13 protein-coding genes are annotated in these 12,625 nt (G+C 48.0%); 5 read left to right on the top strand and 8 right to left on the bottom strand.

Going from position 1 to position 12,625, the window contains the following annotated elements; genetic code table 11:
- Nucleotides 1-217: 217 nt before the first annotated feature.
- Together floA and ABWO75_RS07465 are read right to left on the bottom strand one after the other, a co-directional pair.
- Complete coding sequence (gene floA, locus ABWO75_RS07470) at nucleotides 218-1,210, bottom strand: flotillin-like protein FloA (protein ID WP_353184135.1); 993 nt, start codon at nucleotides 1,208-1,210, stop codon at nucleotides 218-220.
- 178 nt (nucleotides 1,211-1,388) lie between these two features.
- Nucleotides 1,389-2,096: a head GIN domain-containing protein gene (locus ABWO75_RS07465; protein ID WP_353184133.1), complete on the bottom strand. Its 708-nt coding sequence runs from the start codon at nucleotides 2,094-2,096 to the stop codon at nucleotides 1,389-1,391.
- Between the two features lie 182 nt (nucleotides 2,097-2,278).
- Here ABWO75_RS07465 and ABWO75_RS07460 point away from each other — a divergent pair, with 182 nt between their 5' ends.
- The 4 genes from ABWO75_RS07460 to ABWO75_RS07445 all read left to right on the top strand — a co-directional run bounded on the left by ABWO75_RS07460 (nucleotide 2,279) and on the right by ABWO75_RS07445 (nucleotide 6,177).
- The gene (locus ABWO75_RS07460; RefSeq protein ID WP_353184131.1) at nucleotides 2,279-3,388 is read left to right on the top strand and encodes a hypothetical protein; all 1,110 of its coding nucleotides are present in this window, start codon (nucleotides 2,279-2,281) and stop codon (nucleotides 3,386-3,388) included.
- 209 nt (nucleotides 3,389-3,597) lie between these two features.
- Complete coding sequence (locus ABWO75_RS07455; protein ID WP_353184129.1) at nucleotides 3,598-4,137, top strand: plastocyanin/azurin family copper-binding protein; 540 nt, start codon at nucleotides 3,598-3,600, stop codon at nucleotides 4,135-4,137.
- 119 nt (nucleotides 4,138-4,256) lie between these two features.
- Nucleotides 4,257-5,663, top strand: coding sequence for a dihydrolipoyl dehydrogenase (lpdA, locus tag ABWO75_RS07450; protein ID WP_353184127.1), 1,407 nt, complete (start codon nucleotides 4,257-4,259; stop codon nucleotides 5,661-5,663).
- Nucleotides 5,664-5,787: 124 nt separating this feature from the next.
- A complete protein-coding gene (locus tag ABWO75_RS07445; protein WP_353184179.1) occupies nucleotides 5,788-6,177 on the top strand; it encodes an acyl-CoA thioesterase in 390 nt (129 codons plus the stop codon).
- Between the two features lie 17 nt (nucleotides 6,178-6,194).
- Here ABWO75_RS07445 and ABWO75_RS07440 read toward each other — a convergent pair whose 3' ends face one another.
- On the bottom strand, nucleotides 6,195-6,491 hold the full coding sequence (locus ABWO75_RS07440; protein WP_353184125.1) for a DUF3817 domain-containing protein: 297 nt from the start codon (nucleotides 6,489-6,491) through the stop codon (nucleotides 6,195-6,197).
- A gap of 255 nt (nucleotides 6,492-6,746) precedes the next feature.
- On the opposite strand from ABWO75_RS07440, the gene lpdA (ABWO75_RS07435) reads away from it, so the two are divergent.
- A complete protein-coding gene (lpdA, locus tag ABWO75_RS07435; protein ID WP_353184123.1) occupies nucleotides 6,747-8,135 on the top strand; it encodes a dihydrolipoyl dehydrogenase in 1,389 nt (462 codons plus the stop codon).
- A gap of 101 nt (nucleotides 8,136-8,236) precedes the next feature.
- On the opposite strand, the gene ABWO75_RS07430 is transcribed toward lpdA (ABWO75_RS07435), so the two are convergent.
- From ABWO75_RS07430 to ABWO75_RS07410, 5 genes are all read right to left on the bottom strand, one after another.
- The gene (locus tag ABWO75_RS07430) at nucleotides 8,237-9,250 is read right to left on the bottom strand and encodes a LacI family DNA-binding transcriptional regulator (RefSeq protein ID WP_353184121.1); all 1,014 of its coding nucleotides are present in this window, start codon (nucleotides 9,248-9,250) and stop codon (nucleotides 8,237-8,239) included.
- A gap of 78 nt (nucleotides 9,251-9,328) precedes the next feature.
- Nucleotides 9,329-10,768: a S41 family peptidase gene (locus ABWO75_RS07425; protein ID WP_353184119.1), complete on the bottom strand. Its 1,440-nt coding sequence runs from the start codon at nucleotides 10,766-10,768 to the stop codon at nucleotides 9,329-9,331.
- Nucleotides 10,769-10,782: 14 nt separating this feature from the next.
- Nucleotides 10,783-11,409: an HAD family hydrolase gene (locus ABWO75_RS07420; RefSeq protein ID WP_353184117.1), complete on the bottom strand. Its 627-nt coding sequence runs from the start codon at nucleotides 11,407-11,409 to the stop codon at nucleotides 10,783-10,785.
- 32 nt (nucleotides 11,410-11,441) lie between these two features.
- A complete protein-coding gene (locus tag ABWO75_RS07415; protein ID WP_353184116.1) occupies nucleotides 11,442-11,939 on the bottom strand; it encodes a hypothetical protein in 498 nt (165 codons plus the stop codon).
- Between the two features lie 16 nt (nucleotides 11,940-11,955).
- Complete coding sequence (locus ABWO75_RS07410; protein WP_353184177.1) at nucleotides 11,956-12,606, bottom strand: ABC transporter ATP-binding protein; 651 nt, start codon at nucleotides 12,604-12,606, stop codon at nucleotides 11,956-11,958.
- Nucleotides 12,607-12,625 lie beyond the last annotated feature (19 nt).

The following is a 12,625-nucleotide window of genomic DNA, read 5'->3' as shown; positions in this document are numbered from 1 at the left end:
ATTCAATAAACGTTCTTTTGACATTCATTTAACAAAAGTGTTATTGAAAAAATAAAAAATAGTGTTATTTTTGCACTATGAAATTAACCCGGAGACGGGAATTTAAAATTTGTCTTTTCATAATTTAGGTTTATAATTGGTTAGTAACAAACCCCGGTGCCCATCATCGGGGTTTTGTTTTTTGTTTCTTTCCGGTTACGTTTAGGAATAAACCCTGTTACTCATTTTTTTTACCTCCCCGTTCCACACTACCCGGCTTGGCAATAGAACCGCGCATTTCCGTATCGGCCTGTATATTCTGCATTTTATAGTAGTCCATGATACCGAGGTTACCGCTCCGGAAAGCTTCGGCCATGGCCATCGGTACCTGTGCTTCAGCTTCGATCACTTTTGCCCGGGCTTCCTGTGCCTTCGCACGCATTTCCTGCTCGGAGGCAACAGCCATGGCTCGTCTTTCTTCTGCACGGGCATTGGCTACCTTAAGATCTGCTTCAGCCTGGTCTCCCTGTAGTTTTGCGCCCACGTTTTCGCCGATATCGATATCAGCAATATCAATCGAAAGGATTTCGAAAGCCGTGCCGCTGTCCAGCCCCTTGGAAAGTACTGTCTTGGAAATCTTATCGGGGTTTTCCAGCACCTCTTTATGATCTTTGGCAGAGCCGATGGTGGTCACGATCCCCTCTCCCACACGGGCAAGGATGGTTTCTTCACCGGCACCCCCCACCAACTGATTGATGTTGGCCCGTACCGTCACCCTGGCTTTGGCGATCAACTGAATGCCGTCTTTGGCAACGGCGGCCACTGGCGGTGTATTGATAACGCGGGGATTTACCGAAAGCTGAACAGCATCAAACACATCCCGTCCTGCAAGGTCAATTGCTGTAGCAAGCTTGAAATCAAGTGGTATATTGGCCTTGTCAGCGGAGATTAATGCCTTGATGACATTGTTTACATTGCCTCCTGCCAAGAAATGGGTCTCAATCTCATTGGACGTGATGTTCAAGCCTGCCTTAGTGGATGTGATCATGGCATTGGTTACCAGCGCCGGAGACACTTTCCGGAGCCGCATAAGCAGCAAATTGAGCAGGTTGACCCGCACGCCGGACAGCTGCGCGGTAAACCACAGGTTCACGGGTAACAAATAGAGCAAAACAAAAAATGCCACAATGGCACCCACGATCATTAAAATAGGAGTGAAATTAGGATCCATAAGGTTATCAAATTTACCGGTTCGTTTACGATGTGCTAAAATTCGTCTGTAACGTGCTAAAGATACAATTATTTTCCTTCCTGCACATCACTTTTCGCCAATTGCCTATAACCCCGGTCTATTGCGATTTTCCTATGGATCCTAATGTAACCAACTACGGCGTCAGCCGGCTTCTCCGTTACATTTTCCGGAGTCGGCCCGATCCGGACGTTCGGACATTCGTCTGGGCATTACCGCTGTAATGTACATTGCCTGACCCGCTGATTGATGCATTTAGCTGATTCTCCGCATAAATAGCGATATTTCCAGAACCGGAAAGCTGGAGACTGGCAGACCCGCTTTTTAATTTTTCGCCGGAAAAACGTCCTGAACCACTGAGTGTGACGTTGGCTCGTTCTGCTTTTCCGTTAACTGTAATCCGTCCCGAACCGCTGATAGATACGTTGCACTCGGCCACATCGGCATCAAAAGCCAATGATCCAGAACCGCTCAATGCACCGTTTAATTCATCTCCGGAAATACGGCCCGAAACGATGATACTTCCGGAGCCCGACTGGGAAAGTGCATCGAGCCGCCGTGCAGCGACATATGCCGTTACCGCACTCCAACGACGCCCCTCCATTCGCCTTTGATTTTTGTACCGAATCTTTAAAACACCATTTTCCACTACGGTTTCGATCTCGTTGATGAGATCGTCATCCCCGGTCAACCGAACGGATTCCGTGTTACCAAGGGTTACTTCCACCTTAATGCTTCCGCTGTTGGACACGGCATGGAATCCGCTTACCGCGCGCGTTTCATCCGCCGGTGCTTCCGCAACGGCCACGGATACCATACAGCACAGCACGCTGAAGAGGCTTAGCCAGCTAACTACTGATTTTTTCATTGCTTTATGTTTAATGTTTGTCAAAAGACGCTCGGATTTCCGATATGTTGCATGGAATTTCTATGTTAATTTTCAAAACCGGACACAAACCGCTAATTTTAGCCAATTCACGAACATGTTCATATTTACCTATGCGCATTATTTCTGTAGCAGACAAAAAAACCGAACGTTTATTTTTAACCATGCCATTACCGCTGTACCGCAGCGACCCGAACTACATTCGGCCATTTGACAACGACGTCCAGGATGTATTCGAACCGTCAAAAAATTCGCTTTTCCAGCAAGGCAGGTGTGCCCGCTGGCTGTTGCTCGATGACACTGAAAAACCAATCGGCCGCATCGCGGCATTTTACGATGAAAAAACAGCCAGCAACAATACCCAGCGTACGGGCGGATGTGGCTTTTTTGAATGCATCAACAACCAGGCAGCGGCCAATATGCTGTTTGACACGGCCAAGACCTGGCTAACCGAACAAGGAATGGAGGCTATGGACGGTCCGGTTAATTTCGGAAACCGGGAGCGTTGGTGGGGCCTGCTTGTGGATGGATATCATCCGCCCTGTTATTGCTGCAACTACAACCCACCATACTATCAGACACTTTTCGAACAGTATGGCTTTCAGGTTTACTTCAAACAATTCACTTATCGAAGGGAAATAGCGGCCGAACTGTCGAATAAGATCCTCGAAAAAGCCGCACATACCCTTGATGATGTAGGTTATACCTATGACCACATCAGGCGAGATCAGCTAGACAAAGCTGCATCTGATTTCCGTACGGTATATAATGAAGCCTGGGGCAAACACGTGGGTGTGAATCCAATGAGTGAAAAGGGGGCGCAAAAGCTAATGAATAGCCTGAAGCCCATTCTCGACACGAAGATCATTTGGTTTGCATACTACCGGGACAAACCTGTCGCGTTCTGGGTAAACATACCCGACGTGAATCAGCTGATCGTAAAATTCATGGACGGAAAGCTTACCTGGTGGGGTAAGATACTTTTCCTCTGGAACCGATGGCGACGGCGCTGCAGAACGATGTTTGGAATCGTATTCGGGGTAACACCGGAACACCAGAAAAAAGGTGTGGAAGCTGCCATGGTACTACATGCGGCACGTCTGATGCAGCGGGAATTGAATTACGAAGATCTACAGATGAACTGGATCGGAGATTTTAATCCGAAAATGATGAATGTAGCCCGTTATGTAGGTGGCCGGATTTACAAAACCCATCACACTTACCGTTACCTATTCGATCGGACGATCCCTTTTGAAAGGCATCCCATTTTATAACGAATTGCATTTTCCGGAGCGGTTACCGGCACGTGATAAAGGGCCGCATTTTCCCGTTTCATATGCGACGATATTTTGCTTTGCTTTTGGAAATACTTGGAAATACCGCTACCTTTGGACTGGAATCAAAATTAATAGTATAATATACACGGAACATATCCCGGCCAAGGGATATCCGCTGTGCACATTAAAAATTAACACCCTTATAAATGAAAAAGTTATTTATCATCCCTGCATTGGCAGGTGCATTATTCATCGCCGCTTGCGGAGGTAATCAGACAAACGAACAAACTGCTACAGATTCTACTGAAACTGCCGCTCCCACCACACAAGCCCCTGCTGTTGATATACCAGGGTTGGATACTGTGGCGCTGAGCAATGAAATTGTGCTGGAAGGAAGCGACCTGATGCGGTTTGATAAAACATTATTCAAAGTAAAGGCAGGAAAACCTGTAAAACTTACATTCAAAAACGTTGGTAAGCTACCTAAGGAGTCAATGGGACATAACGTGGTTGTGCTTCAACCGGGCACAGACTTACCGGCTTTTGCCGGCGAGGCTATTAAAGCGGCTGACGCGGAATACATCCCACTTACGTTTGCTTCTTCCATTGTAGCCCACACAAAATTATTGGGTCCGGGGGAAACCGATGCTATTGAATTTACACTGGAAAGCAACGGCGTATTTCCGTTTATTTGCAGCTTCCCCGGCCACTACGGCATCATGCAGGGTAAAATTGTAGCCGAATAATTCCGGCTCAGCCGCGATACTACAAAGACAGTCAATTGGCTGTCTTTTTTTATGGCCAAACTTCTGTCGAACGGTAATTATGTTTACATTTGGCACATTAAAACAACTTTATAAATCTCATGCAATACGACGTCATCGTAATCGGAAGTGGACCGGGCGGCTATGTAGCAGCCATTAGGTGCGCCCAGTTGGGCCTAAAAACAGCCATCATTGAAAAATACAATACATTTGGCGGTACCTGTCTGAATGTTGGATGTATTCCTTCCAAGGCATTACTGGATTCATCCGAACACTACCATAATGCGGCTACCCATTTCGGTACGCATGGCATCAACCTGAGTAACCTGAAGGTTGACATGAAACAGATGATGGCCCGGAAAGAAGATGTGATTGCTCAGAACACGTCCGGCATTGCCTTTCTTTTCAAAAAGAATAAGATTGACAGTTTTATTGGCATGGGATCATTTGTAGACAAAAACAACGTAAAAATAACAGGTGAAGACGGCAAGGTTACCCAAATCAGTGGAAAGAACGTGATTATTGCCACAGGATCCAAGCCTACCGCCCTCCCCTTCCTACCTGTCGACAAAAAAAGGATTATTACCTCCACCGAAGCCCTGACATTAACCGAAGTGCCGGGCCACCTGATCATTATCGGAGGCGGCGTTATCGGGTTGGAGCTGGGCTCCGTATATGCACGCCTTGGCGCTAAAGTATCTGTAGTGGAGTATGAAAAATCCATTATCCCAACAATGGACGGTGGCTTAGGCAAGGAATTGCAACGGGTACTCAAAAAGTCACTGGGTATGGAATTCTACATGGGTCATAAGGTAACCGGAGCCATTACCAAAGGTAAAAAAGTAACGGTAACAGCTGAAGACCCCAAAGGGGGAGAACTGAAACTGGAAGGCGATTACTGCATTGTAGCCGTAGGACGCACGGCGTATACCGAGGGACTGGGATTGGAGCAAATTGGCATCAGCCTGGAGGACCGTGGAAAAAAAATACCGGTAAACGAGGGGTTGGAAACGGCTGTACAGGGGGTCTATGCCATCGGTGACGTGATCAAAGGGGCTATGCTAGCACATAAAGCGGAGGACGAGGGTGTTTTCGTGGCCGAACGAATTGCTGGCCAAAAACCGCATATCGATTACAATTTAATTCCGGGCGTAGTTTACACCTGGCCGGAAGTGGCCAGCGTGGGAAAAACCGAAGAGCAGCTCAAACAGGAAGGCAGAAAATACAAAACCGGATCATTTCCGTTCAAAGCCAGCGGCCGCGCGAAGGCCAGCATGGATACCGATGGCTTCATCAAGGTGCTGGCCGACGAACAGACGGATGAAGTACTCGGTGTGCACATGATAGGTCCGCGTGCCGCAGACATGATTGCCGAAGCCGTGGTAGCCATGGAATACCGGGCATCCGCTGAAGATATCGCCCGTATCTGCCACGCACACCCCACCTACACGGAAGCACTTCGGGAGGCTGCCCTCGCGGCAACGGCCAACCGGGCAATCCATATGTAATTTATTGTTTCCGGGCAGCCTACCTAATGGCTGCCCGGGAAACTTTTGCAAAAACACCCCGCCGCAAACTGTCTCAGTCAATGCAGTGCATCAAGGCGTAAACGACAACATGGATGCGAAAACAATGAATTTCCACACCCGCAAATGGGTGAAACCGGAAGACCTTAACCCGAATGGAAGTCTGTTCGGGGGGACGCTACTCCGATGGATTGATGAAGAGGCAGTCATTTACGCTATTGTACAATTGGGCAATCCGCGTGTTGTTACCAAGTTCATCTCCGAAATTAATTTCGTTAGTTCTGCGCAACAAGGTGACATTATCGAACTGGGCATTAAAGCCACTGATTTCGGGCGCACCTCCATTACCCTTACCTGTCAGGTGCGCAACAAAATTACCCGGAAAAGTATCCTGACCATTGACCGGATGGTATTCGTCAATGTCGACGAGCAGGGCAATCCAGTACCTCATGGGAGGACAGCGATCACCTACGCTATCGAGAACGACAGATCCTGAGGAAGTAAGCGCTCTTATTACTCTTCGTGCCGTAGATTCCGCTCAACAAAAAAGGGAGCAAATGGGATTAATGATGCCAGGAAGAAAAGCAGCGCCCGGCTGAATTTCCAGCGATAATTGAACCAACACATCACCAAGAGGTAACAATAGCCGATAAACAGCAAGCCGTGTATCCATCCTACATAAGTTACCGCCTGGGGCATATCCCCCCAATATTTCAAAGGCATGGCAATACAGAAAAGAATAATGGTGGAGATTCCTTCAATAATCGCAGTATTGCGGAATAGCTTCAGTGTAGATTTATTTGTATTCATGATTAACGTTCTGCCTCAAAGTAACTGATTTTTCATCCATCTGCCTAATCAACAGGAGGTGTTTGACCAAAACATGACCGACAGCCTGAAATGTTCGGACAGCAAACCGGGTAAACGCATAAAAACAACGCTAAACAGCAAAATAATCTTGGAAAAATTTATGTAAGTTTGTCCACAGGTTAGCTGATTCCAGCACGATCGTGGAATCATCAACCATATACGTTACGTTAACTCAAACTCGAAGATCAAGAGCCCATGAATTACGACATTATTGTTATCGGGAGTGGACCGGGCGGTTATGTAGCCGCTATACGGGCTTCCCAACTCGGATTTAAAACAGCCATTATAGAACGGGAGTCACTGGGTGGCATTTGCCTCAACTGGGGTTGTATCCCCACCAAGGCATTATTAAAGAGTGCCCAGGTATTTGAATACCTCAACCATGCAGAAGAATATGGCATTAAGGTGAAGGGCGGTGAGGCGGACTTCAGCGCGATTGTAAAGCGTAGCCGTGGCGTTGCTGACGGAATGAGCAAAGGCATCCAGTTTCTGATGAAAAAGAACAAGATTGATGTCATAATGGGTACCGCCAAAATAAAAAAAGGGGGCAAAATTGATGTAAAGGGTGCCGATGGCTCGACAAAGGAATATACTGCAAAACACACCATCCTTGCAACCGGCGCACGTTCACGCGAACTCCCCAACCTGAAACAGGACGGCAAAAAAATTATCGGATACCGCCAAGCCATGAATCTGGATAAACAACCTGAATCGCTGGTTGTTGTGGGGTCGGGCGCCATTGGCGTTGAGTTCGCTTATTTCTACAATGCGATCGGAACCAAGGTAACCATTGTGGAGTACCTCGACCGTATTGTTCCTGTGGAAGACGAAGAAGTATCCAAACAACTGGAGCGCAGCCTTAAAAAAGCGGGAATCAACATACTTACCGGTGCGGAAGTGCAATCGGTTGACAGCACAGGCAAATTAAGTAAGGTGCAGATCAAAACTGCAAAGGGCACAGAAACCATTGAAACCGAGACGGTACTTTCGGCCGTGGGTATTACACCAAACATTGAAAACCTGGGATTGGAGGAAGTGGGTGTCAAAACCGAAAAGGGCCGCGTTGTTGTTGACGATTTTTATAAAACCAATGTCGATGGTGTGTATGCCATCGGAGATATCGTGAAGGGTCAGGCGCTTGCCCATGTGGCTTCAGCCGAAGGCATTACCTGCGTAGAAAAAATAAAGGGACTTGACGTATCGCCCATTGATTACAACAATATCCCGGGCTGCACTTACTGCTCACCGGAAATTGCGTCTGTCGGTTATACGGAAAAAGCGGCGAAAGATGCCGGTTATGAGGTTAAGGTAGGCAAATTTCCTTTTTCCGCGTCAGGAAAGGCAAGTGCAGCCGGTGCCAAAGACGGCTTCGTAAAAGTAATATTCGATGCCAAGTACGGTGAATTCCTCGGTGCACACATGATCGGCACGAATGTAACGGAAATGATTGCAGAAGTTGTCGTTGCCCGCAAACTGGAAACGACAGGCCACGAAATTATCAAATCCGTGCATCCGCACCCAACCATGAGTGAAGCCATCATGGAAGCCGCTGCCGATGCTTACGGTGAAGTAATCCATTTATAAAAGTACAGCAGGATTAGGTATTAGTGCACACCCCGGCCATTAAATTTATATGACTGCGCTAATACCTAATTAATTACTGAAAATCAGGATTCCATTATCGGCTAACTATTCTGATGAATCAACCGTGACTTGAATACGGTTTTGGACGGCTGTGGTTTTTCTTTGGTTTCCATCAGTTCAAAAAGTAATTCAGCTGCCTTTTTACCCTGTTTTCCAGGGAACTGCTCAATCGACGCCATTGGCGGATTTTCCATATATTTCCACAAGGGATAATTGGCATAACTGATAAAATGAATATCCTGATTGAGGGTAAGTCCCCGTTGACGGACGGCTTTCATCACATCCAATGTCACGTAATCATTGAAAGATACCACAGCTGACGGCCGGTCGGGAAGTGTAAGCAATTGGGCAATAGCCGCTTCATTTCCCTGCTGAGTTAAATCGGTATGAACCACATACGCGGGTTTAAAGGTGATTCCCTGCCGTTCCAGCCCTTTACGGTAGGCCGTTTCCCGTTCCCTACTCTCCGGGCGTTTAACCGGTCCGTTAATTAGGGAAATGGCACGGTGCCCACAGGACACAAACAGGTCTATGGCCTCAAACATACCCGCAGTTAAGTCACTTACCACCTGATGGGTGTGGTCAACATCCGGCACACAATCGAAAAACACCACGGGGATATTGGCACTTTCCAGCCATTCAACGAAACTGTAGTCGTGTGTGTTTTTTCCGATCGATATCAGCAACCCGTCTACCCGATGGGTTTTCAGTGTCTGCAAGATGCGTCGCTCACGGTCCTGATCATCCAGCGACTGGCCCATAATTACCGTATATTTACGTTCATTGGCCACGTTCTCAATCTCGCTGATTGCCTCTGCAAAAAAGGGTTCGGACAGGCGCGGCAATACCACCCCAATGGTGAAAGTCTTTCGTTGCTTAAAGAAAATGGCGGTCTGGTTGGGTTCGTAGTTTAACTCTTCGGCCACCTGTTTTACCCGCATCGTCGTCACCAGTCCGATACTCGGGTGTCCGTTTAATGCCCGAGATACGGTAGATGGTGAAATCTTCAATCGTTTTGCGATTTCTTTGATGGTTGTCGGTTTGCCTTCCTTCATCACATGGAAATTTAGCATCGTGGTTATAGACGCACGGACTTCGTAAAACCGCAATATACGAAAAATTATGGACGTTGGCTAATTGTATGGAATCGCCTTTCGGTCAAAACGGTACATTCCTTTATTACCGTGCCGATCGAGTGCCTGGTTGAGCTCGGAACGGCTGGCCATTCCGGTGGCGACCTGCTTGTTTTTCAGCTGTAGGCTACGCGCTGTAGCGGTAAAATTTCCCGTTTCCGCGTAGTGGAGTGCCTCGGCAATCATTGCCTCTTTGGGATCACCAAAGTCGCGTGTCAGGTCATCATACACCACCCGGTCTACCGGAAATCCGGAGAAATAATCGCCATATCCCTCCGAATTGAATGTCTGGAAAGAAACTGCGTACAGATCGACGTTCATGATATCCCAGGCAAAGTATCCCACAGGCTTTCCATAGGTGCGGTTTTCCCCGATCAGTTTCACGTCGATATGCGGCTCCAGCGTGTTGATCAGCAATTCACTTGCCGATGCAGTGCCTTCGGTTACCAAAAAATAGATGCGGTCCAGCTGCAACCCGTTTGGCTTATCAAAATACTGTGTAGGAAAGACATCCTTTTGCCATCCGTCTTCAACAAGTTCATCGTTCAGCTTATACGAATACATCAGGCCGTTCCCCACCGTTGGCGGAGCCAGCAAGTTGGCGAGGTAATCGGCTGTGACCACCGCTCCTCCCCCATTGTAACGGAGGTCCACAATCAGCTCATCGACGCCGGCAGTCTCAAATTGAGCCATCAGCTGATCCAGCTGGGTCTTCACATAGGTCGATGCATTATTTAAATCAAGTGTAGAAACGAAGATATCGAACGCAAAATACCCTACTTTTTTAGTCCCCGCGGTGTAGATCCGGTGCGCTAATATTGGTTGTATCTGATAGTTTTGCCGGCGAAGACTCACCGTTACCGATTCGCCGTCCGGCTTTTGCAGCTTGAGGTCAATGACCGACCCATCCAGTGCACCATACAGAAAAGCATAATTATCCTGCTCCACGGAAGCCAGCGACAGGTTGCTATTGCCATTGATGGCCAAAACCTTCCAGCCCCGTCTGATCCCTGCGGCATAAGCAGGCGATTGAAGGTCTACTTTCTTCACATACAGGTCTGTGTCATTCTGATACCGCACATCGAAGCCGAAGCTGCCGGATAGCCCCTGCTGGACTTCTGCATCCACGGTACCGGTCCGGTCCAAAAAACTGAAACGGTCGTAAGGATCGCCTTTGTCATTCCGGGCATACGTTTTTAATGCCTCCAGGACAGCATCAGCCGAGTTATAATTACGCGTGGGGAATTGATTGGGCAGTTCATCCTGCCATAGGTAAAAAAAATAGGTATAGATATATACCGAGTCTTTCAATAGATCTTCATCCGTATCGCCCCGGCTGGGACGTTCCAGTTCGGGCATAACGGAATCACGTTGGCATCCTGCCAGAAACTGGAGGGCCAGCAGCCCCACTACCAGTAGTTTTACGGTAAATTGCTTCATGGCCTATCTATTTTTTACGAACCGGCCGGATAAATAAACCGCGCCGCGTCAATTAGATCAATTTCCCCGCCGTCGGGAAGTGCCGTATTCCAGTTACCGGCACCGATACAAACAGCATCAGACGCCTGGAGGCCGTTATCCACCAGCAGGAAATGTAACGGGTGAAGTTGCTTGGCCGCCAATTCATCCTGAAAATATACCTTAAGCAAACGATCTAATCCATTCCATTCCAAGTGCTTCAATTTGTTGAGCTGCATAGTCGGATTGCCCGCCGTCAGAATAAATATCTTTTTATCCGCTTCGTTGAGTTCGCTCATGAGGTCAAGCATTGGCTGGTATAACAGCAATTTCAGCGGAAGTTTTGCTGCCGTATGCAGCCGGTCAAAATTTTCCCGGTATTTCGGGGCGATACCATACATATCGACAGCTCGGTCGAAAAGCCCGGATTCGCCATGATGCTCATATGCCGTTTTCAGGAAGTGTGTCAAATCTTTCGCCGGAGGTACGGTCTCCATATATTCCAGGAAATGGGCAAAGAGGTAGTATACCTGCAACAGGTAATCTTTTTTGGGAAACAATACGTCGTCAAGGCCAAATACAATAGCCTTTTTACCTTTATCAATGTCGGGACAGGTCAGCATATTCCATTGGAACTAAGAAAACAGTAGATGGTTTAATCTGCGATACAACATAATGCGGCTTCATCACCGGAGTCGGACAGAACAAAAACACCGGAAAGCCCAGTATCCATCGGCCCGGCGATATCCACGGTGGCGTGGTTCAGCGGCTGTCCGTTTTCGAGAATATGCAACGGTAGCTGAGCAGGCGGATTTTCAAAAAGCATTAACTGGTCAAAAAGCGCTTGTTCGGGCAATAATACGCGGATGCCATATTCGTTAAACAGCAACTTTGCTTCCAATAGCGGTTTCAGCTCATATTTACCAAGGGGAATCAACACCTCCACATGGCTATCAAGGCAACGTTTCAGCATTTCATGGGCAAAGGCCGGTGAATCCGCCTGTGGGATGCGTACATAATTTCCGCTCCGGAGCAATACCTCGGGCATTTCGTCCGCTGCGCCGAACACCACCCGGTGCGTTGCCGGCAGTTGGCGTGCCAGCCGTTGAGCGAGTGGTTGGGTGCCTTGGGTAATTAAGGTATACAGCGCCATGTACCTGTCAATTTATTTAGCTAATTAAGCCGTCTTTCATGTGCACGATACGGTCGGCCATAGCCGCGAGTTCTTCGTTATGCGTCACTACGACAAATGTTTGATTCAGTCTGTTTTGTAAATCCACAAAAAGCCGGTGCAAAGCTTCCGCATTTTCGGAGTCGAGATTCCCGGAAGGTTCGTCGGCAAGAATGATCGACGGGTTATTGATCAATGCACGTGCCACCGCCACACGCTGCTGTTCTCCCCCGGAAAGTTCGCCGGGTTTATGGCCTGCACGCCGACTTACGCCAAGCAGATCGAGCAGTTCCATAGCCTTTTCTTCTGCTTGCTTTCGATCCGTTTTCTTAATAAACGCAGGGATACATACATTTTCCAGGGCCGTAAATTCGGGAAGCAGATGGTGGAATTGGAATACAAAACCGATATGTGCATTGCGAAATGCACTCAGCTGCTTGGCCGAAAGCGTACCGATATCCATATTCTGGATACGCACAGTCCCGCGGTCCGGCTTATCCAGCGATCCGACAATATGGAGGAGCGTACTCTTACCGGCGCCCGACGCGCCGACGATGCTCACCAGCTCACCGCTGGCTACGTCCAGGTCCACGCCTTTGAGAATAGGCAATGCGCCGTACGACTTAAAAATCCCTTTCGCCTGTAGCATGTGGCGAAGGTAGCCAATT

Source organism: Parapedobacter lycopersici, from assembly GCF_040395035.1.
GTDB classification, from domain to species: domain Bacteria; phylum Bacteroidota; class Bacteroidia; order Sphingobacteriales; family Sphingobacteriaceae; genus Parapedobacter; species Parapedobacter lycopersici_A.
This window is presented reverse-complemented; position numbering and strand designations above follow the sequence as displayed.

Coding starts and splice junctions, on each gene's coding strand:
- lpdA (WP_353184123.1), top strand. CDS start 6,747: ATGAATTACGACATTATTGTTATCGGGAGTGGACCGGGCGGTTATGTA.
- ABWO75_RS07440 (WP_353184125.1), bottom strand. CDS start 6,491: ATGAATACAAATAAATCTACACTGAAGCTATTCCGCAATACTGCGATT.
- ABWO75_RS07415 (WP_353184116.1), bottom strand. CDS start 11,939: ATGGCGCTGTATACCTTAATTACCCAAGGCACCCAACCACTCGCTCAA.
- ABWO75_RS07430 (WP_353184121.1), bottom strand. CDS start 9,250: ATGAAGGAAGGCAAACCGACAACCATCAAAGAAATCGCAAAACGATTG.
- lpdA (WP_353184127.1), top strand. CDS start 4,257: ATGCAATACGACGTCATCGTAATCGGAAGTGGACCGGGCGGCTATGTA.
- ABWO75_RS07420 (WP_353184117.1), bottom strand. CDS start 11,409: ATGCTGACCTGTCCCGACATTGATAAAGGTAAAAAGGCTATTGTATTT.
- ABWO75_RS07460 (WP_353184131.1), top strand. CDS start 2,279: ATGCCATTACCGCTGTACCGCAGCGACCCGAACTACATTCGGCCATTT.
- ABWO75_RS07455 (WP_353184129.1), top strand. CDS start 3,598: ATGAAAAAGTTATTTATCATCCCTGCATTGGCAGGTGCATTATTCATC.
- ABWO75_RS07465 (WP_353184133.1), bottom strand. CDS start 2,096: ATGAAAAAATCAGTAGTTAGCTGGCTAAGCCTCTTCAGCGTGCTGTGC.
- ABWO75_RS07445 (WP_353184179.1), top strand. CDS start 5,788: ATGAATTTCCACACCCGCAAATGGGTGAAACCGGAAGACCTTAACCCG.
- ABWO75_RS07410 (WP_353184177.1), bottom strand. CDS start 12,606: ATGCTACAGGCGAAAGGGATTTTTAAGTCGTACGGCGCATTGCCTATT.
- ABWO75_RS07425 (WP_353184119.1), bottom strand. CDS start 10,768: ATGAAGCAATTTACCGTAAAACTACTGGTAGTGGGGCTGCTGGCCCTC.
- floA (WP_353184135.1), bottom strand. CDS start 1,210: ATGGATCCTAATTTCACTCCTATTTTAATGATCGTGGGTGCCATTGTG.